Raw genomic sequence first — 17,937 nt, forward strand, 5'->3', positions numbered from 1 at the left:
TCGATTACTCATCTACCTTTACACCTAACAATTTAAATAAACAAATTATGAAAAATCGAAGTCTATTATTCGCCTTTGCCTTAACTATCGGATTATTTGCCACTTCTTGTAGCGACGACGATAACGACGGTGAAACACTTTTACCCGTAATTGGAAAGTGGAATGTAGCCCAAGTGGGAACAGTAATCTCCGGACAGGAAGTTTTAATTGATGCTCCACAGAATGAACCGGGTTGTAATAAAGATTATTTAGACCTAAAGATTGACAACGACGTGAATCAAGGTGAATATGATTCTACTGATACTCCATGTGCATTGATTACAGAAACCGGAACGTATTCAAGATCACACAATAATTTAACGACTACAATTGACGGTGTAACCAAAACACAAGATATCATGAATCTTACGCTTTCTGAATTAAAAGTGAGAGACGCTGCCGGTTTTATTACCGTATATGAAAAAGATTAATTCTTAAAAAAATGAAAGTCCGTCACGTTATGGACTGAATGCAAAAACGGAAACACTTTGAGTAGTTGTTTCCGTTTTTTTTTGTTTCGTTTATTGAAAAGCAAGTTATAATGCATTTATAATATCAATAAGTTCTTCTTCTGTAGCGAGATTAGTATCAGACCAATTGAATGTAACCTGATGATTAGCCGTTAAAATTTCATTAGATTTAACTGCATACCTGAACTTACCTTGTTCTTCAGTAATAAAAATCAAACTTACTTCAAGACCAATCGGAAATTCTCCCCATGATGAACCTAATGAGTTTGGAAGATCACTTACTGCGACAAATATTGAGGCATTATCGTTATTATAACCTTGCGGTACAAATGATGTAATCGTGGTTTTTTCACCCGGATAAGCTATATATTTGTCACAATTAAACCAACCAAAACCGTTTAATGCAATAAAGTAAAATTGTTCTTCACCTGTTGGTGAGCCGATAACCTGAAGTTGTGTTGTTGTATCTTGTTCCCAAATTAAATCATTATCTTCGTTAATATAACCGGTAAAAGCTAGCATATCATTGTCAGTTCCTCCGGTCAATGAGGTTGGTACGCGTAAATAAATTGGACCATCTAAAGTTAGATTAACATCGTCTTGCTTTACATTGATAAAAAATTCACCGCCCGAAGTTAAGAGTTTGATTTCTCCATTTTCAAGACCCATATTAGGTTTATTGGCGACCAGCATAGAGCCTCTATCAAAGATTTCAATAAACTCTAAATTGACATTTCCAGTTACAACATTCCCATTTTTACGTAAAAGATTACCGTTAATTGTTAAAGTTACACCATCTAGAGAAACAAAAGTAAAAGTTGTTCCAGCGTCAAAAGTCACTCTTTGAGTTTTATTTTCCAATGCGTTATCATACAGTGCAGTGAGTGATTGATTAGTTGGAATGTATCGAACAGTACTGTCATCATTATTTTGACAACTTATAAATCCCATGAATAGAATAATCAACAAAGTATTTTCTCTTAATTTTTTCATGATTTTTTTATTTATAGAGTTACAGTTATTAATTTAAATCGTAAAGATTTGTTTGTAATTATATATTTTCATTTATTAAATATAAAAAAATTACTATTTGTTATAAGTTATTGATGAAAAAACCATTCAGAAACTAACTTCACCGAGCCACGCTTAATGAACCTTAATTTCTTAATGGTTTAAAAAAATTATAGTTATTACTACTTTTTCTTTGGAAGTTTTGCGGTAGATAAGACTTTGTTTGCTTTTTCTAATTTTTTAGGAAACATAATTTTATCTCTCAGCTTATCTAAATTTTTATCGATAGCCACTAAAGGTGTATTTTGATTTGATATGTTTGTTACTGATTTCATGTTTCTTTATTTAAAATTTACGTTGTGCTAAAAAGCCATCATATTCTATGCCAATTTGAAACTCAACAAAATCATCTCCAATTTGACCATAAAGATAAAAATCTTTTTTCATTTCATCATAAAAACGGGATATTCCCATTCTGTATAATCGTGTGCGGGCTCTTGTACTTCCTGTAGCATAGACAAATATGTCCGGATATTGATTGAAAAATGTATAAACTGCATTGACTATTGTTGCTAGTACTTTTTCTGTATCGCCATTATCTGAAACGGCCAAATCATCTATTTCAAATGTTTGAGGGTTAAAATCTCCAAATGCTAAATTAAATACATCTGGGTTTGTGGTTTCTTGAAATTCAATAAGTTTTCTAATTGTACCTTTTGAACCTTCACTTATAAATTCAAAACGTGTAAATTTACTTTCGGCTTTTAAATGATATTTTTCGGCTTTCATACAAAATTTATTAAAAATCAAAAGTACAAAAAACCACCAAAAAATCAACCTCACCAAGCAAGCTTAATGAACCTTAATTTCTTAATGGTTTTAAAAATAAATTAATCTAATTCCCCGAACTCCAGTCAATCTTTCTCGAAAAATACATCACAGCGGCTAAAATCAAGAACAATCCGATGCTACCCACCAACAACGCGTAATCTTCCATTTGAATAATCACAAAAATAAATGTGTATAAAAATGTGAGCGAAATGCCAATGAAAGCCGGAAACTTTTTATTCTTTAAAATCGAAATCGAGTAGAGCGAAATCAACACAATCACCGAAGCTCCGGCCACTACATACGCCAACGTGAAACTACTGTGTTCGGTAATCGAAATCAGCAACGTATAAAACATAATCAACGCCAACCCAATCATCGAATACTGAAAAATATGAATGTTGATTTTGCTGATACTTTGAATGAGAAAAAAGATTAAAAATGTCAATCCAATCACTAAAAATCCATATTTGGAAGCTCGTTCGTTTTGTTGGTATTCATCCACAGTCGTAATAAAATCGACGCCAAAAGCATGCGGTTTCACATTCGGTAAGGTTTCAAATGATTGTTGTGGAAAAGGTCGATTGAGGTGCAAGACTTCCCACTCGGCTTCAAAACCTTTGGAAGTGATTTTTTTGTTTTTATCGTTTGGTAAAAAATTACCTGAAAAACTCGGTGATGGCCAATTGGAAGTCATTTTTGCCGAAGTCGTTTTGCCAATCGGAGCAAAATGAATCATTTTACTTCCGTCGTAGTTGATGTTGAATGTGAAATTTTGTTTTCTATTTTGCTGAAGCGATTGCAAATTCACCAAACCGGTTTCTAAAGTGGACATCGAATCGTTTTGCTTGTTTTGTGTAGGTTCAAAACGATACACTGAATCGCCTAATTTTAAATTCACCTGACTTTTAATGCTTTTTAAATTGGTGGTTCGAATTTGAATTGTGGCTTTGTCCCATAGGATGTTTTCATCTGCAATCGAATTGATTTTAAAGTTGGGAAAAACATAACTTCCCGAAAAATCCATTTGAGCATTGAACACATTCGACTTATACAAACTGCGTTGCAAGGGTTTGACCATCGTGACATCGGTAGTGTTTTTTAATTCTTCCGGGAAAAAATAAGCTAGTTTAGTTTCGGTGACGTATTTTTTTACCTGAACGTTGGATTTAGCATCGTATTCAACTACTTCACTGGTTTGTTTATAAGGAATTTTCAAAATTGGTCCATAAAAATAAATGTCTTCACCCCATTTTTCTGAAGTTTCGGAAACGACTTCTTTTTGACGAATGGATCGTTCTTCAATAAGACTTTTTACAAATTGAAGCGGAATTAGTAAAATGAGTGTTAAAAAGCCAACCATAATGATTTTTGCGGTGTTGGACTGAAAGAAATTGGTTTGTTTTTCCATGATTGAAAAGTTTAAAAGGTTTAAAAGGTTAAAGGTTTAAAAGGTTAAAAGGGTTGAAGTGATTTAGATGTTATTATTTTTAGAAATGAAGGAAGCTGTAACGAAATATAGAACAAGTAAAAAAGTGCCGAAACCGAGCGTGAAATTCTGTACATCGGGAATGAAAAGGCAATCCACACAAGAAGCAAATAAATCGATTGGATTAGCTAGTAAATCCCAACTGTTGAAACGTAAAAATCGTCCGAGGTAAATACCAAAAGCGGTTAAATAAAGAATACTAAACAGCATGATTTTACTTTGGACTTTGGAATAATGCAATTGAATGATTTTTTCGATGGTTCGGATGGAGAATAATCCCAACGCAAATCCGGTAATGGAGAAGGAGTAAACCAATACCAAATCAAACCAAAAAGGTACATCCGGAAATTTATTGATATGGACAAAATCGGTTAATAAATAAAAAGAGTTAGGTAGAAATAATAACCAAACCAAAAGCGTTCCGATTCGTAAAAATCTCCTTTCTTGAAACGTAACTGACGTAAAAAGAAAGAATGAAATCAAGTAGGGAATAAAGGCGAGGAATAAATTCCAAATCAAAAAAAAGAAGAAAACACTTTGTGTTACTTTGGCTCTGATGAGTAATAACAAGAGACAGAAAAGCGTTAACGTTGCAAAAACGATGACTTCATTTTTTCTGATGTTTTGGTAGTAGAGTAATTTTTTCATTTGTAAAGTACTTTGTATTTCAAAGTTAATAGATAAAAAAATAGGTTAGCTTTTTTTGATTAATTTTTCAAGGGCTTCAATGTGCTCTTGAAAGGCTTTTTTTCCAAGTTTTGTTGCTTTGTAACTGGTGTTGGGTTTTTTTCCAATGAATTGTTTTTCAATGGCAATGTATTCTTCAGCTTCTAACGCTTTTGCGTGAGAGGCAAGGTTTCCATCGGTAGCACCTAACAATTCTTTTAATGTAGCAAAATCGGCACTCTCGTTTACCATCAATATCGACATGATGCCCAGTCGGATGCGATGGTCAAAGGCTTTGTTGATATGTTGGATTATGTTTTTCATTAGGCAAAGGAAAGGAATTAAATTTTTTTTGAACACAGATTAGTGAAATTTGAAAAATTGAAAGAATCTAAAAATCCAAAAATCTAGTTTCGTTCATATTTAAAATACATAATACTACCATATAAAATGTGGCAAACACCGAAACCTAATGCCCAAAACAATAAGCCATAACCTAAAAACCAAGTGGAGACTAAACCTAAAACAATAAAAGTTAGTCCTAAGTAGCGAACGCCTCCTATCGTATACTTACTTGCATTTACACAAGCCAAACCATAAAAAATTAAGGTAAGTGGAGCAATTAGTCCTAACATTTCTTTTTCAATTAGAAATAGTATAAAGAAACCTCCGGTAACTAAAGGAATCAAAAAATTGATTACTAATCGTCTTGCTGTGCTGTTCCAAATTGTTTCGTTATTTTTTTTTGCTTTTTGAACACTTAAAAGGATTCCGGTGAGCAAAGAAATTATAGCTACGGAGGCAGCAATCACTAGTAATCGGATAACAGCCTCCTCGGAAATCACTAAATTTTTATAAGCCCCCATGGTTGAGGTATCAAAGTAAATCGTTTTATAGGCTAACCACGCTCCAATTAAGGCATACGTTCCGGCTAAAATTCCCGATAGTCCGCTCAACGACAAAAAGCGTGAGGATCGGTTCATCAAATTTTTAATTTCAGAAAGGTCGTTGAGGTATTTCTCGTTTTCCATTTTAAAGTACTTTGAATTGCAAAGTAAATAAAACTTTTTATTCTGTGCAATTATTTTTTACTTTTATTCAAAATTTAAAAAAATGATAAAAAAAGTTCTAGGTGTCTTTTTGTTTTTGATTGGTTTAATTCTCTTAATTTCAATACTTTCTTCCGTATTACAAATGATTCTCATCGAAGAAAAAGATATAATAGGACAAGATGAATCCTATGTAGTTGGCTATTATTCTGGGAAAATTATACTTATTCTTATATTTTGTTTTATAAATTTTAATTGTTTTAAATATGGTTATCGTTTGATGCGAGGCAAAAGAAATACAAAAGAAAATGAAGGCATTGAAACAATTGGCAAAAATTAATTTTTGATGAAACCAGCAGAAGAATACATTTTGAACCAACCCGAACTATACAAAGAGATACTTTTGAATTTGCAAGTCATTATCGAAAGGGAATTGCCGGAAGCTGTTTTGCTCTTCAAATGGAAAATTCCTTATTACTATGTCAATGGTAAACCATTTTGTTTTTTAAATGCAAGTCACAAAGGACAATATATTGATTTAGCATTTAACAAAGGCTATCAACTTCAACAACATACGGGATTGTTGGTGGGTGAAAAGCGAAATACGTTTAAATCATTGCGTTATTTTTCATTGGAAGAAATTGATAATGAAGTTTTGGTTGATTTGATAAACGAACAAAGGCTTTTATATGAAAAATAAACTTTAACCATTTTATAATTTTTACAACCCCAAATAAACAAACATATTCACATTAAGTCTTGGTAAATTATCAGTTGTAAGTCTTTGCTGGGTTACACCACCATTTATTGAAGTTGTTAGTAAAGAATGAAAATGGTCACTAACGGTATTTGTTGCTGTTGATGGAATATCAATGGTATGCGTGTGGTCTCCACCCGAATTAATAGAAAGTGCTCTTGGGTTTCCGTTAAAACCAGCGTTAACTCGGCCATTATATCCGGCTAATCCAGTTGCAGTAGTAAATGAGGCAGCACCACCACTATCTAAAGCAGTAGCTCTAACTAAGCCATAATAATCATCTGTTGCGTTTCGATTAGCATTGTGCGTATGTGTGTGGCTCCCATTACTACTAGTTGAAATAGGAGCGGGATCAACAGTATGTGAATGACCTCCGCCGAAATTTGTAAATCCTGTAAGGGTAACATTTGGTAGTTGATTTTGTGTAATGTTTGTTGCAGTTGATGTCGTACCAATTGTGCCACCTTGTACGACTATTTTATTTGAAGCATCCGGAAGATTAAGCGTAGTACCACCAAATAAGCTAAAAACATTTGTTTGTTGCGTTAATGATAGCGAAGCGACTAGCCTTCCATCTAACAAAACCCATCCATTATGATCTGTTGTTTTGAGACTACTTTTTATATCTCCAATTTCATTTAAACTGTTATAGGAAAGTTTTTTCCAACTCGTTCCATCAAAAAAATAGTAACCAATTTCATTAATATGAATTGTTTTTATTGATATAGGCGATGGAATTGAAGTAACATAGACAATTACACCTGTTTGATCTGTACCATAAACGGCATCTTTATCTCTTAATTCGTTTCCGGAAATGTTTGGTGCTTTTATGCCATCAATTTCAGTAGGAATTCCCGGTTTACCTTCAACATCAAGTGTAGATTTTGGTGCAGTTGTGTTAATTCCAACTTGACTATAAATCGAAATGGAACAAATACTTATAATGAAAATGAATATAAATTGCCTTGCCATACTACCTACAAATTAATTGCTTTTAAAATAAAATTATTTTATCAAAAGTTTGAAAATCATACTTTTAATCGAATACAAATTTGGCCGTTTTACGGATGGTTTAACTACTACTTTTGGGTGATTTTTAATAATTCCTGAAGTTTTTTTATAAATCTTTATTTAATAATAAAATTTTAATATTTACATTTAAAGATTAAATCTTGTTATTAAAATTTTTCAATAAAAAATGAAAAGGTTAAAAATCATATTATTAATTAGCTTCGTCCCATTTTTAAGTCAAGCACAACAAAATAAAAAAATTGACAGCTTACTTAATGTGCTAAAAGCACCAAAACTTGACACACTCACCGTATATGCATATAATGAATTAGCTACCGAGTTTATTGGTTTAGACAATGAACAAGCAGTATTTTATGCCAGAAAAGGATTGAAAGTTTCAAATGCTATAAAAAACAAAGCAATGCAAGCTTGGTCTAATCATTTACAAGGTTTGTCCTATGATTATTCAGGCATTGCCGATAGTGCTTTTTATTATTACTCAAAATCTGTAGAAATAAAAAGGGAAATTGGCGATGTTAATGGAGAAGCAAATACTTTTCTAAATATTGGCGTAATGTTTTTTTATCAAAAAGAATACGAAAAAGCCGAATCAAATTATAAAAAAGCATTAGACCTGTTCAAGAGTACGAATAATGAAGTTCGAATTGCTGCAGCATACAATAATTTAGGGGCAATTTATCGCATTCAAAAAAAATATAACCAGGCAATTGAAACCTATAATCAATCCTATAAACTCAAAGATAGAGCGAAAGATACGCTTGGAATGTCTATTGCATTAAACAACTTAGGTATTGTGTATCAATATATGCAACAATTTGAAAAAGCGGAGCAATTGATGCTAAAGTCACTTGATTTTCAAAACAGAAGTAAAAATAATAATGGTTTAATAAGCTCTTATGTTAGTTTGGCAAACTTAAAAATAAAACAAAAAAAATATGAGGCAGCACGTGCATATTTAGATCAAGCAATCGTTTTAGGAAAATCAATCGATATGCCTCATGAAAAGTTGGATATTTATCAATTATATACACATTTAGACTCTATCAAAGGCGATTATAAATCAGCTTTTGAACACTTAAAAATGTACCACGAAGCTACTGATATGGTGATTCAAAGTGATCGAAAAAAAGAAACAGATAAGCTCGAAACAATTTACAAAACCAAAGAAAAAGAAAAGGAAATTGAAGTGAATAAGCGTATAATTGAGAGCCGTACAAATGCCATTTGGATTATCAGTATTATAACATCATTGTTGTTGGTTTTAGCTTTTAGATTGTTTTGGTTGCGTTATAAACTAAACCAAAGTAATAAAAAATTAAATGTTTTACTTGTTCAAAAAGAAGATCTTGTTAAGGAAATACATCACCGCGTAAAAAACAATTTACAAGTTATTAGTAGTTTACTCAATATGCACGTTCGCAAAGTACAAGATCCTGATTCAAAGAAAATATTTGATGATGGTATTTCGCGTATTCAAGCCATGTCAATTATTCATCAAAATATCTACAGTAACACCAATTTAGTTGAATTAAATCCTAAAGAATATATTGAAAAATTAATTCAGCAACTTTATATCACGTATCAAATTCCTGAGAAAAAAATAAAAATTAACTCGGCTATCGAAGATATAAATTTAGATATTGAAAAACTAATGAGTCTCGGGCTGATTTTGAATGAGCTATTGTCTAATGCGTTCAAATATGCTTTTACTCAAAGTCATGATGGACTTATTGAGATAATTTTGCGAAAAGCAAACGACAATATGCTCGAATTGATTGTAAAAGATGATGGCATTGGAATCAAAAATGATATTCATGATGCAGAAAATGAATCACTAGGCATGCGATTAATTCAAGCTTTTAGTATCAAATTAAATGGGGAACAACGATTTGAAAGTGAAAAAGGCACAATTTTTACGTTAAAATTTAAATCATAAAAATGGAAGCTCTAACAATTTTAATCCTTGAAGATGAACCCATAATTGCAATGGATTTAAAAGAGTATTGCATAGAACTAGGTCATCAGGTAGTTTCCGTTTCCTATAGCTATGAGCAAGCTTTGATAGAATTAGAAACAAAGCACCCAAATTTTGCGCTGGTCGATATTCGAATAGGTCATCAAGATAGTGGAATTGAATTTGGTAAAAAACTCTCAGAAGATTATGGCGTTCCTTTTGTGTTTATTACCTCTTTTTTTGATGAAAAAACCTTAGATCAGGCGAAAGAAACTTTTCCAACAGGTTATTTAGTCAAACCTATCAGCCAAGGCGGCCTTTCAGCCGCTATTCAAGTTGGCGTTGCTAATTTTTTAAAATGGCGACCGAATGGAGAAAAACAAATTGATAAATTAAAAAAATCAAGTATAGCTGAATTAACAAGTCGGGAACTTGAGGTAATTCAACATTTGATGAATGGAAAAACTAATTATGAAATTTCTCAAGCTCAATATGTATCAGTCAATACAATAAAAACTCATTTGAAAAATATCTATATCAAGCTAAATGTAAAAAGTAGAGGACAACTTATTGCTCTTTTGAATAATTGATTAAGTTCTTTAATTTATTCTAATCACGAAAGTAATAAACAACTTTAATCAATCAAATTGTATTGTTGATTTTCAAGTTTTAAATGAAATTATAGTCTTTTGATTTATAGCCTAACAAGTAGCAAATCATAAACAACAATACCATTTTTATAAAATCTGTTGAAAAAACCAAAAATCTTGTTCGGCTGTAGCTCAGTAGTATTTAATTGATTGTTTTTGATTTTTTAGACAAGTCTACGTTGAAAATAGCATTTAAAATGAAGCCATTGTTGTATTGAAATACATTACGGCTATCCACTTCGCGTCCAAGTTGAACAATTTGATTTAGAAAGCCGGCTTCTACTTTAAGTTTAGAGTTAAACTGGTAGCCCAGTAAAATGCCAATTCTATTTTGGTCAAACACATTTTCGTTGACATTTTCTCCAAAACCAATAAATACTTCATCATAAATTGCTAAATAAGGAGTATTGTCTTTAATTTCAATTCCTTTTAAGGGAATTTGAAGTCGGAACATATACCGAAGACGATTAAGGAAAAGATAATTATCTTCTACCCTTAAATTAGAATCAGAGTAGGTACCAACCCAACGTTGTTCCAGTATAAAGCGGTGAGATAAATCAATTATTGAAACTTTATCCGTTAGTGTGACCATTTGAAAAATTCGGTGTTCTGTAAAATCTTTTCCCATTCCGTTAATTGGAATGTCACCATATGGGAAGGTTTCTATCCAAGCATAACCCAAACGAAACTGAACGTTTTTATTCGCTTGATAATTAACACCAACGCGTAATAAGCTTTGTTGCCATTCAGTAACCAGCTCGTTTCTTCGAAATTGATATTCAGTATGAAAACCCCATTTTTCAGCTATTTTTAATGTTCCGAAATAATTATACCAACCAATGGAATTACGGTTGTCAATACGCGTATTTTGTGCATTTAATGTGTTGAAAAACACGACCAGCATAAAAATAAAAACGGTTCTAAATTTTTTCATAATTGTGAAACAGGGTTGGACTTTGAAGCCCAACCCTGTTAATTTTATTTTGTTACAGGACTATATGGCAAGGATGATTTATGAACGATTATTTTCAATTTTCCGTCTTTTCCTTTTCTAAAGACCCAAGTTTTATCAACCATAACTTCTTTTCCATCTTTTCCTGTTACCCAGACATTACCCATAGTTATGGCGACTGAACCATAAATTTGGATACCTTCATTACTTTCGCCGGCATTGTCGTACCTTGCTTTTACCCATGGAGTTAAAGCAAAACCATTATCATTTGGAAAATTTGGGTCACCCCCAATAAAATAGGCCAATGCACCTTTTTTGTCATTTCTAAAAGTTTGACTTCCATACGCTAAAGTTGGTTTAAAAAACACCTTCCCGTTATCATAATTATAAGCTTCTGAAAGTACTTGCTCAGCATAGGTTTTGTAATCGCCACCTTCTTCTTTTAATTGACCAATTTTAACAAGTGCGTCACACCACGCTTGTTGAGCAGCATTTACTTCGTCAAAGGTAATAATATTTTGAGCACCCTCTTCCACATATACCAATCCCAAATCATCAATTACTTTTTGCACACTTTCATTGGTTTGTGAAACAACTTTGTTTGCTTCTTCTTTTGCCTGTTCTGTCAATTGATTGCAAGATAGAGCAAAACTTGCCATAACAACCACTCCGATAATTGCTTTTTTTCTCATTTTGTGATTTTTTTGTTTGCCTACTTCTTAAAACGGTGTTCGGCTAGTCCGCTTCCTTGTCCTAATGGCAATTATTTTATTCGTTAATCAAAAAGGGAGCTTTACCATCTGTAATAATGGTTTTACTATTCGTTGATTTCGATAATTCATTAAATGCTTCAATACTCTTTAATTTTATGATTTCAGGTGTTAGACCTTCTGCCATTATTTTTTGTGCATCGCGTTCACCCTTAGCTTTGATGATAACGCGATCGGCTTCTAGTTTTTCTTGTAAGAGAACAAATTCCATTCGCATAGCATCTTGTTCAGCTTGCAATTTAAATTCAATTGAATTAGCGAGTCCAGCGGGAAGTTTAATGCTTTTCATTAGTACAGATTCAATAATAATTCCTTGTTCTGTCAAAATACCACCCATTTTTTCCAATATAGCTTGTTCAATATTGGCTCTCATTCCGGAGTGCATGTCTTTGGCAAAATACTGGGCGCAAACATCAGCCGAAGCAGAGCGAAATACATTTGATATGATATTTTCATAATTCATTCCATACGTTCTAATGATATTTGGAACTTTGTTTTTTTCTAACCGGTAAAGAATTGAAATTTGCGATTCCACACTCAAACCTTCTTTAGAAGGTAAACTTAACGTAAGTTCTAAATCATTCGTTTGAATAGATGTCATGATAACTTTGCTGGTAAAAATGTTGTAAAAAACAGGACCTTGGATATTCACCTCATCCGATAATTTTCCTAAACGCTGTTTTACTCCAACTTCTCCGGGGCGAACAATGGCACAACTTGTTAGGGACAACACAGCAAAAACACTAACTAATAAAATATACTTTTTCATAATTTATTTTTTATTTGCCTACTTCTTAAAACGGTGTTCGGCTAGTCCGTTTTTCTTGGATATTATTTCTTTTAATGGGTTTAAATAGGAAGCGTATTTGTTCGAATAATTTCATCAAAAATTCTGTTGACACCAACAATTGGGGTAGAATTGATTGGTACTTCTTCTCCTATGTTTTTTCTTACTGCTTTTAGTATTTCGGTAAATAGGAGTGATTTTGATTGTGCTGTAATAATATTGTTTACATCTTCTACCAGAACTGAATCAACTAGTCGATACGATATATTATTTTCATCGATTGACGCTGAGGAAATAAGTTTCTTTAGTAATAAATACTTTACTAAGTCCCTCGCATTGTGCCGCTTTTTTAAGTAAATGGTGACATTTATCATGGTGTATAAATTTTAAGTTATTGACCTTGTCCTAAAGAATAGCCTGCTTTATCATCGAATGTGTATAAGTTTTCAGTTTTAATTGTATCGATATCTTTTTCAATTGCATTTTTCAAAAGCTGAGCAATATCCATTTTGCTCATCGTTGTTGATTCGTTCGGTTTAAAGCGACAACGCCAGTGATCAGTACAAAAAGTTTCTTTGAATCCGTCGGGCCAAACCTTTATACCTCGGTTTGTTATCATACTTAGGTGAATACCTTCTAGTTCGATCTTTTTCATTTTTGCTGCTAACTCATCAGGATTTGTTTGCGGCCAGTGGACGAAAATATCTACGCCAACTAACTCTTTTTTGGCGGCAGGTTTACGAATGTATTTTGGGAGATTTAAGGCAGCACTGTTCGCATAGGAAACCGGTTTAAGTGTGGAAGGTTTGTGACCTAAATTTGCAATAACGGCTTGTGCAAATTCTTTGGTGCCTACTTTTTGTTTGCTTGTTCCCTCTTTAAAAATATCATAGGTGTGGGTGCCATCTTCTAGTGTTTTTAACCAAGCGTTTTGTACTTTCTCGGCTACATCGGTTTGTCCAATGTGATTCAACATCATAATGGCTCCTTGCAGTAAGCCCGAAGGGTTGGCTACATTTTGTCCGGCTCGTCTTGGTGCCGATCCGTGAATGGCTTCAAACATGGAACATTCTTCCCCAATGTTTGCTGATCCTGCAAGACCAACAGAGCCTGTGATCTGAGCGGCAATATCGCTCAACACGTCTCCATACAAATTAGGCATTACAAGAACATCGAATGCCTCAGGCGTATCGGCCATTTTAGCCGCTCCAATATCGATGATCCAATGTTCGTTTTCTATTTTAGGGTATTCTTTCGCAATTTCATCAAACACTTGGTGGAACAATCCATCGGTTTGTTTCATAATATTGTCTTTGGTAAAACAAGTGACTTTTTTACGGTTTTGCTGTTTAGCATATTCAAACGCATAGCGAATAATTTTTTCGCAACCCGGTCTGCTAATTAATTTTAAACATTGAACCACTTCGTCCGTTTGTTGGTGTTCAATACCGGCATATAAATCTTCCTCGTTTTCTCTAACAATTACGATATCCATGACAGGGTGTTTCGTGTCTACAAAAGGATGCAAACTCATACAAGGCCGCACATTTGAATACAATCCAAGAAATTTACGGGTGGTAACATTCAAACTTTTGTAACCGCCTCCTTGTGGGGTTGTAATAGGAGCTTTTAAGAATATTTTATTTCTTCGAATGATATCCCAAGATTCATTTGAAATTCCGGATGTATTTCCTGCGAGGTACACTTTTTCACCAACTTCAATTTCCTCGATATCTATTTTGGCACCTGCCGCTAGAATAATTTCTAAAGTGGCATCCATAATTTCCGGACCAATTCCATCTCCTTTTGCTACTGTAACTTTTGTCATATTATAATTGATTTAATTATTAATACTACAAAGTTCAGGATTCTAATTCATAATTTTTTATTTATATTTTTAATACATAGTATTAATATAATTTATGGTTTAAATTTTTTTTAAGAATTTAAATTGTACCGAAATACTAATAAAATCAACAACTTCTTTTATTTTTTGTTAAAATTTTTTGATATTAAAAAGTTTATGAAGATTATACATTCTTAAATATTTCTTACTATCTATTTTGAAATTAATCCGAGTTTTATCACAGTGCATTTTTTTGTGAACAACAAAAGTTTTTGAAAGAAAAAATCTTTTTTGTACGAAGCAAAAAAAAAGCTTTCAGAGACGAAAGCTTATACTGTGGTTATACTATTTTTTTTAAATTCTAAATATACCACCAATTACCAAAATCCTTTGAAAAAACCAAAAATTCTGTTCCGCTCGGTCGGTTTTATCTTTGGTTGTTCGGATGTCATTCATGCTGATATAACCACCTTTTAATTCACCTTGAACAAAGAAATTTTTCAAGAAGGTAACGTTTAATCCTACTTTAGTTGAAATTCCATATCCCGAAACATGAAATTCGTCATACCGTTCTTTTCCTAATAATTTTGTATTTGTTTTAGGATATAAAAAGCCTCCGCCAATGCCTTCAGTGAAGTTGATTTGAAGTAAATCAGTATTCTTAATGCTAAACCATTTTGAAATATCATCCACTCTTGAAATTTCGGTATTCACATAGTTCAAGCCATCGGTATGTTCAAACATTAAAAAATCTTCGGTCAATAAAATTTGTCCGTTTGGTAATGTTTCTCCATAACTTCCTTGATTAGGATAAAATCCAGAATAATCAACAGCTCTGTCTTGACGCATTACATATTTCATGTGGTCAAAACCAATTGAAATGTTGTATTTGTCTGTTATAAAATATCCCAATCTAAAATTAGTTTGCGGAATGGTCATTCGAGCAGGGTTAAAATAATCGATATGGAAACCTTTGGGTTTATCGTGTGCATCTGCATTATACAAAGTAAAATCATAATCCGCTCCTTTAAAACGGATGTCTGATTTTGTGAAATCTTCTCTATTTCCACCCCAAAAGATATAGAACTTTCCTTTGTTATGGGCTGTGTATTTTTCTATTGTTATAAGGCGATCTTGGGCAGATATGTGTTGAAAAAAGGCACAAAAAAGGTACACAATCATGAGTGATTGCTTTTTCAATGGACTGTTTAATTTTGAATTAAAATTGATTGATGGTTTTTCTGATGGCGACTAATTTGGTCATTAAATTCTCAAAATAATCTAAGTGAAGCATGTTTGCTCCATCACTTTTGGCATTAGCCGGGTCAAAATGGGTTTCAATAAAAATGCCATCCACACCGGTTACAATTCCTGCTTTGGCGATGGTTTCAATCATATCCGGTCGACCTCCTGTTACGCCCGACATTTGATTGGGTTGTTGTAACGAATGCGTGACATCTAAAACGGTCGTAGCAAATTGCTTCATGGTTGGAATCCCTCTAAAATCCACAATCATATCTTGGTAGCCAAACATGGTTCCGCGATCAGTGACCATTACATTTTCATTTTGGCAATCTAAGACCTTTTGAACAGCGTGCTTCATACTTTCCGGACTCATAAATTGTCCTTTTTTCAGATTGACTGTTTTACCTGTTTTTGCGGCGGCAACCACTAAGTCTGTTTGACGAACTAAAAAAGCCGGAATCTGCAACACATCAACATAGTCGGCAGCCATACTTGCATCTTCATTCGTGTGAATATCGGTTACGGTAGGAATTCCGAAAGTGTGTGATACTTTTTGTAAAATTTTTAGTGCTTTTTCATCACCAATACCGGAAAAACTGTCAATTCTGGAACGGTTTGCTTTTTTAAAGGAACCTTTAAATATATAAGGAATTTCTAATTTATTAGTGATTTCTACCAAACGTTCAGCAATACGTAAAGCCATTTCTTCGCCTTCAATGGCACAAGGTCCTGCTAAAACAAAGAAGTTTCCGCTGTTTAGGTGTTTTATTTGAGGTATTTTAGTGATATCCATTGTCAATTTTTAAAGTGCAAAAGTACAAATAATTTGCTTAGATTTTATAACATATGTTACTCATCTTTTCTGGCAGTTAAACCTTTTGGAACCATCAATTTTCCTTTTTCATAGATATTAAAATAGAGCACTAACGGTTTTTTACATCCCACCCATTGAACTTGATAAACATCTAAAAATCCAGCACCAATATCACTTCTTTTTGTTGGAAATGGACAGCAACTTTCCATTTTTTTATAAAATATTTTTTCGCCATTAGGTCCGGCTAACGCTTTGAGAAAACGTTCCTGGTTAATTGTGTCATTGGATGTTGTTCGATAAAAAATATTAATTGGATAGTCTGAATCGTAGCCATATTTTGAGTCATCACTTACCTCTGTTAACACAAAAGAATTATCTTTTTTCAACATGGGTATGGGAGCCGAATCATCAATATTTTTGATTGAGTTTTTGATTCCGCCGCAAGAAACGGTGATCAACGCTATAAAAAACAGGATTAATAAGCTATTTTTTTTCATGAGATTAAATACATATTTTATCCAAAGGTAAAAGTTTTTTCGGATAACATTTACAATTTCATTTGTAATAACGCACTTCATGCTCTATTTTTGTAAAAAAAAATTTATGGAAATACTTTCACAAACTTGGCATTGGTCCATTTCCGGGTTTTTAATCGGAGTAGTAATGTTACTATTACTATATTTTGGTAAAACGTTCGGAATGTCCTCTAACCTTCGCTCACTCTGTGCCATGACCGGAATAGGGAAGAAGGTATCTTTTTTTGATTGGGATTGGAAAAGCCAGCGATGGAATTTGGTTGTTGTTGCAGGTGCAATGATTGGTGGTTTGATAGCCGTTCAGTTTTTGCATGATGCGTCTAAAGTTTCCATCAATCCAAAAACTATTGAACAATTGAGTCTAATGGGTATCGATGAGCCAAACGGAAAATTAGTACCGAGTTCTATATTTGAAAATTTATCACCCAAAATGATTTTTATTTTGATTGTTGGCGGAATTTTAATTGGTTTTGGCAGTCGTTATGCAGGCGGTTGCACCTCTGGTCATGCAATTTCAGGATTGAGTAATCTACAGATTCCATCTCTAAAAGCAGTAGTTGGGTTTTTTATCGGCGGATTAATCATGGCTCATTTTCTTTTACCTTTAATTTTTTAAGTATGAATTTAGTAAAATATTTAGTAGTTGGAATTCTTTTCGGAATCGTTTTAACTAAGACAGAAGCCGTTTCATGGTACCGAATTTATGAGATGTTTCATTTTCAATCCTTTCATATGTATGGCATTATTGGTACCGCAATAGCAACCGGTCTTGTTGGTATTCAAGTTATCAAACGTAAAAAACTGAACGATATTGATGGCATGCCTATTGAGATTTTAGACAAAGAAAAAGGAAATGCCAGGTATTGGATTGGAGGTATTTTATTCGGACTCGGGTGGGCGTTAGTAGGTGCTTGTCCCGGACCAATATTTATACTTTTAGGAGCGGGTTTTTATAATGTTACTTTTGTACTTCTTGGAGCTGTTTTGGGTACATTTTTGTATGGATTAATTAAAGATAGATTACCTCATTAATAGCTTTTAA

23 protein-coding genes are annotated in these 17,937 nt (G+C 33.1%); 7 read left to right on the top strand and 16 right to left on the bottom strand.

What is annotated here, in order from left to right:
• The first annotated feature begins 47 nt into the window (after nucleotides 1–47).
• Nucleotides 48–470: a lipocalin family protein gene (locus B0I10_RS04740; protein ID WP_112085355.1), complete on the top strand. Its 423-nt coding sequence runs from the start codon at nucleotides 48–50 to the stop codon at nucleotides 468–470.
• Between the two features lie 105 nt (nucleotides 471–575).
• On the opposite strand, the gene B0I10_RS04745 is transcribed toward B0I10_RS04740, so the two are convergent.
• The 7 genes from B0I10_RS04745 to B0I10_RS04770 form a co-directional block, all read right to left on the bottom strand.
• Entirely contained in the window at nucleotides 576–1,502 is a 927-nt protein-coding gene (locus B0I10_RS04745; RefSeq protein ID WP_112085356.1) for a hypothetical protein, read from the bottom strand.
• Between the two features lie 200 nt (nucleotides 1,503–1,702).
• The gene (locus B0I10_RS15625; protein ID WP_181456894.1) at nucleotides 1,703–1,855 is read right to left on the bottom strand and encodes a hypothetical protein; all 153 of its coding nucleotides are present in this window, start codon (nucleotides 1,853–1,855) and stop codon (nucleotides 1,703–1,705) included.
• 10 nt (nucleotides 1,856–1,865) lie between these two features.
• Nucleotides 1,866–2,309: a DUF6934 family protein gene (locus tag B0I10_RS04750; RefSeq protein WP_112085357.1), complete on the bottom strand. Its 444-nt coding sequence runs from the start codon at nucleotides 2,307–2,309 to the stop codon at nucleotides 1,866–1,868.
• Between the two features lie 106 nt (nucleotides 2,310–2,415).
• Nucleotides 2,416–3,759 (bottom strand): cell envelope integrity protein CreD, encoded by a 1,344-nt coding sequence (creD, locus tag B0I10_RS04755; RefSeq protein ID WP_112085358.1) that lies wholly within the window; start codon nucleotides 3,757–3,759, stop codon nucleotides 2,416–2,418.
• A 63-nt stretch (nucleotides 3,760–3,822) separates the two neighbouring features.
• A complete protein-coding gene (locus B0I10_RS04760) occupies nucleotides 3,823–4,485 on the bottom strand; it encodes a DUF1361 domain-containing protein (protein WP_112085359.1) in 663 nt (220 codons plus the stop codon).
• 45 nt (nucleotides 4,486–4,530) lie between these two features.
• A complete protein-coding gene (locus B0I10_RS04765; protein WP_112085360.1) occupies nucleotides 4,531–4,827 on the bottom strand; it encodes a winged helix-turn-helix domain-containing protein in 297 nt (98 codons plus the stop codon).
• Nucleotides 4,828–4,910: 83 nt separating this feature from the next.
• Nucleotides 4,911–5,534 (bottom strand): hypothetical protein, encoded by a 624-nt coding sequence (locus B0I10_RS04770; protein WP_112085361.1) that lies wholly within the window; start codon nucleotides 5,532–5,534, stop codon nucleotides 4,911–4,913.
• 82 nt (nucleotides 5,535–5,616) lie between these two features.
• Here B0I10_RS04770 and B0I10_RS04775 point away from each other — a divergent pair, with 82 nt between their 5' ends.
• The gene (locus B0I10_RS04775) at nucleotides 5,617–5,892 is read left to right on the top strand and encodes a hypothetical protein (RefSeq protein WP_112085362.1); all 276 of its coding nucleotides are present in this window, start codon (nucleotides 5,617–5,619) and stop codon (nucleotides 5,890–5,892) included.
• Nucleotides 5,893–5,898: 6 nt separating this feature from the next.
• Nucleotides 5,899–6,252: a DUF1801 domain-containing protein gene (locus B0I10_RS04780; protein WP_112085363.1), complete on the top strand. Its 354-nt coding sequence runs from the start codon at nucleotides 5,899–5,901 to the stop codon at nucleotides 6,250–6,252.
• A 21-nt stretch (nucleotides 6,253–6,273) separates the two neighbouring features.
• Here B0I10_RS04780 and B0I10_RS04785 read toward each other — a convergent pair whose 3' ends face one another.
• Nucleotides 6,274–7,281, bottom strand: coding sequence for a hypothetical protein (locus B0I10_RS04785; RefSeq protein WP_112085364.1), 1,008 nt, complete (start codon nucleotides 7,279–7,281; stop codon nucleotides 6,274–6,276).
• Between the two features lie 226 nt (nucleotides 7,282–7,507).
• On the opposite strand from B0I10_RS04785, the gene B0I10_RS04790 reads away from it, so the two are divergent.
• On the top strand, nucleotides 7,508–9,277 hold the full coding sequence (locus B0I10_RS04790; protein WP_112085365.1) for a sensor histidine kinase: 1,770 nt from the start codon (nucleotides 7,508–7,510) through the stop codon (nucleotides 9,275–9,277).
• A 2-nt stretch (nucleotides 9,278–9,279) separates the two neighbouring features.
• On the top strand, nucleotides 9,280–9,885 hold the full coding sequence (locus tag B0I10_RS04795; protein WP_112085366.1) for a DNA-binding response regulator: 606 nt from the start codon (nucleotides 9,280–9,282) through the stop codon (nucleotides 9,883–9,885).
• Between the two features lie 202 nt (nucleotides 9,886–10,087).
• Here B0I10_RS04795 and B0I10_RS04800 read toward each other — a convergent pair whose 3' ends face one another.
• The 8 genes from B0I10_RS04800 to B0I10_RS04835 all read right to left on the bottom strand — a co-directional run bounded on the left by B0I10_RS04800 (nucleotide 10,088) and on the right by B0I10_RS04835 (nucleotide 16,856).
• The gene (locus B0I10_RS04800) at nucleotides 10,088–10,879 is read right to left on the bottom strand and encodes a DUF2490 domain-containing protein (protein WP_112085367.1); all 792 of its coding nucleotides are present in this window, start codon (nucleotides 10,877–10,879) and stop codon (nucleotides 10,088–10,090) included.
• Between the two features lie 44 nt (nucleotides 10,880–10,923).
• Nucleotides 10,924–11,589, bottom strand: a complete 666-nt coding sequence (locus B0I10_RS04805) for a hypothetical protein (RefSeq protein WP_220086188.1) — start codon at nucleotides 11,587–11,589, stop codon at nucleotides 10,924–10,926.
• Between the two features lie 76 nt (nucleotides 11,590–11,665).
• On the bottom strand, nucleotides 11,666–12,436 hold the full coding sequence (locus B0I10_RS04810) for a prohibitin family protein (RefSeq protein ID WP_112085368.1): 771 nt from the start codon (nucleotides 12,434–12,436) through the stop codon (nucleotides 11,666–11,668).
• Nucleotides 12,437–12,516: 80 nt separating this feature from the next.
• A complete protein-coding gene (locus B0I10_RS04815) occupies nucleotides 12,517–12,828 on the bottom strand; it encodes a hypothetical protein (protein WP_112085369.1) in 312 nt (103 codons plus the stop codon).
• A 17-nt stretch (nucleotides 12,829–12,845) separates the two neighbouring features.
• Nucleotides 12,846–14,282 (bottom strand): NADP-dependent isocitrate dehydrogenase, encoded by a 1,437-nt coding sequence (locus tag B0I10_RS04820; protein WP_112085370.1) that lies wholly within the window; start codon nucleotides 14,280–14,282, stop codon nucleotides 12,846–12,848.
• A 372-nt stretch (nucleotides 14,283–14,654) separates the two neighbouring features.
• Nucleotides 14,655–15,482, bottom strand: coding sequence for a hypothetical protein (locus B0I10_RS04825; RefSeq protein WP_112085371.1), 828 nt, complete (start codon nucleotides 15,480–15,482; stop codon nucleotides 14,655–14,657).
• Between the two features lie 37 nt (nucleotides 15,483–15,519).
• Complete coding sequence (kdsA, locus tag B0I10_RS04830) at nucleotides 15,520–16,338, bottom strand: 3-deoxy-8-phosphooctulonate synthase (RefSeq protein ID WP_112085372.1); 819 nt, start codon at nucleotides 16,336–16,338, stop codon at nucleotides 15,520–15,522.
• Between the two features lie 56 nt (nucleotides 16,339–16,394).
• Complete coding sequence (locus B0I10_RS04835) at nucleotides 16,395–16,856, bottom strand: 2-dehydro-3-deoxyphosphooctonate aldolase (protein ID WP_112085571.1); 462 nt, start codon at nucleotides 16,854–16,856, stop codon at nucleotides 16,395–16,397.
• 106 nt (nucleotides 16,857–16,962) lie between these two features.
• On the opposite strand from B0I10_RS04835, the gene B0I10_RS04840 reads away from it, so the two are divergent.
• Both B0I10_RS04840 and B0I10_RS04845 read left to right on the top strand, forming a co-directional pair.
• On the top strand, nucleotides 16,963–17,511 hold the full coding sequence (locus B0I10_RS04840; RefSeq protein WP_112085572.1) for a YeeE/YedE family protein: 549 nt from the start codon (nucleotides 16,963–16,965) through the stop codon (nucleotides 17,509–17,511).
• 2 nt (nucleotides 17,512–17,513) lie between these two features.
• Entirely contained in the window at nucleotides 17,514–17,927 is a 414-nt protein-coding gene (locus B0I10_RS04845) for a DUF6691 family protein (protein ID WP_112085373.1), read from the top strand.
• The last annotated feature ends 10 nt before the right edge of the window (nucleotides 17,928–17,937 follow it).

It is taken from the genome of Flavobacterium lacus (genome assembly GCF_003268815.1).
GTDB classification, from domain to species: Bacteria; Bacteroidota; Bacteroidia; order Flavobacteriales; family Flavobacteriaceae; genus Flavobacterium; species Flavobacterium lacus.

Excerpts from the sequence above, each read along its gene's own strand:
- B0I10_RS04795 (WP_112085366.1), top strand. The coding sequence starts at position 9,280 with ATGGAAGCTCTAACAATTTTAATCCTTGAAGATGAACCCATAATTGCA.
- B0I10_RS04815 (WP_112085369.1), bottom strand. The coding sequence starts at position 12,828 with ATGATAAATGTCACCATTTACTTAAAAAAGCGGCACAATGCGAGGGAC.
- B0I10_RS04805 (WP_220086188.1), bottom strand. The coding sequence starts at position 11,589 with ATGAGAAAAAAAGCAATTATCGGAGTGGTTGTTATGGCAAGTTTTGCT.
- B0I10_RS15625 (WP_181456894.1), bottom strand. The coding sequence starts at position 1,855 with ATGAAATCAGTAACAAACATATCAAATCAAAATACACCTTTAGTGGCT.
- B0I10_RS04835 (WP_112085571.1), bottom strand. The coding sequence starts at position 16,856 with ATGAAAAAAAATAGCTTATTAATCCTGTTTTTTATAGCGTTGATCACC.
- B0I10_RS04765 (WP_112085360.1), bottom strand. The coding sequence starts at position 4,827 with ATGAAAAACATAATCCAACATATCAACAAAGCCTTTGACCATCGCATC.
- B0I10_RS04780 (WP_112085363.1), top strand. The coding sequence starts at position 5,899 with ATGAAACCAGCAGAAGAATACATTTTGAACCAACCCGAACTATACAAA.
- B0I10_RS04810 (WP_112085368.1), bottom strand. The coding sequence starts at position 12,436 with ATGAAAAAGTATATTTTATTAGTTAGTGTTTTTGCTGTGTTGTCCCTA.
- B0I10_RS04840 (WP_112085572.1), top strand. The coding sequence starts at position 16,963 with ATGGAAATACTTTCACAAACTTGGCATTGGTCCATTTCCGGGTTTTTA.
- B0I10_RS04740 (WP_112085355.1), top strand. The coding sequence starts at position 48 with ATGAAAAATCGAAGTCTATTATTCGCCTTTGCCTTAACTATCGGATTA.
- B0I10_RS04775 (WP_112085362.1), top strand. The coding sequence starts at position 5,617 with ATGATAAAAAAAGTTCTAGGTGTCTTTTTGTTTTTGATTGGTTTAATT.
- B0I10_RS04820 (WP_112085370.1), bottom strand. The coding sequence starts at position 14,282 with ATGACAAAAGTTACAGTAGCAAAAGGAGATGGAATTGGTCCGGAAATT.
- B0I10_RS04745 (WP_112085356.1), bottom strand. The coding sequence starts at position 1,502 with ATGAAAAAATTAAGAGAAAATACTTTGTTGATTATTCTATTCATGGGA.
- B0I10_RS04760 (WP_112085359.1), bottom strand. The coding sequence starts at position 4,485 with ATGAAAAAATTACTCTACTACCAAAACATCAGAAAAAATGAAGTCATC.
- B0I10_RS04790 (WP_112085365.1), top strand. The coding sequence starts at position 7,508 with ATGAAAAGGTTAAAAATCATATTATTAATTAGCTTCGTCCCATTTTTA.
- B0I10_RS04845 (WP_112085373.1), top strand. The coding sequence starts at position 17,514 with ATGAATTTAGTAAAATATTTAGTAGTTGGAATTCTTTTCGGAATCGTT.
- B0I10_RS04785 (WP_112085364.1), bottom strand. The coding sequence starts at position 7,281 with ATGGCAAGGCAATTTATATTCATTTTCATTATAAGTATTTGTTCCATT.
- B0I10_RS04825 (WP_112085371.1), bottom strand. The coding sequence starts at position 15,482 with ATGATTGTGTACCTTTTTTGTGCCTTTTTTCAACACATATCTGCCCAA.
- B0I10_RS04770 (WP_112085361.1), bottom strand. The coding sequence starts at position 5,534 with ATGGAAAACGAGAAATACCTCAACGACCTTTCTGAAATTAAAAATTTG.
- creD (WP_112085358.1), bottom strand. The coding sequence starts at position 3,759 with ATGGAAAAACAAACCAATTTCTTTCAGTCCAACACCGCAAAAATCATT.
- B0I10_RS04800 (WP_112085367.1), bottom strand. The coding sequence starts at position 10,879 with ATGAAAAAATTTAGAACCGTTTTTATTTTTATGCTGGTCGTGTTTTTC.
- B0I10_RS04750 (WP_112085357.1), bottom strand. The coding sequence starts at position 2,309 with ATGAAAGCCGAAAAATATCATTTAAAAGCCGAAAGTAAATTTACACGT.
- kdsA (WP_112085372.1), bottom strand. The coding sequence starts at position 16,338 with ATGGATATCACTAAAATACCTCAAATAAAACACCTAAACAGCGGAAAC.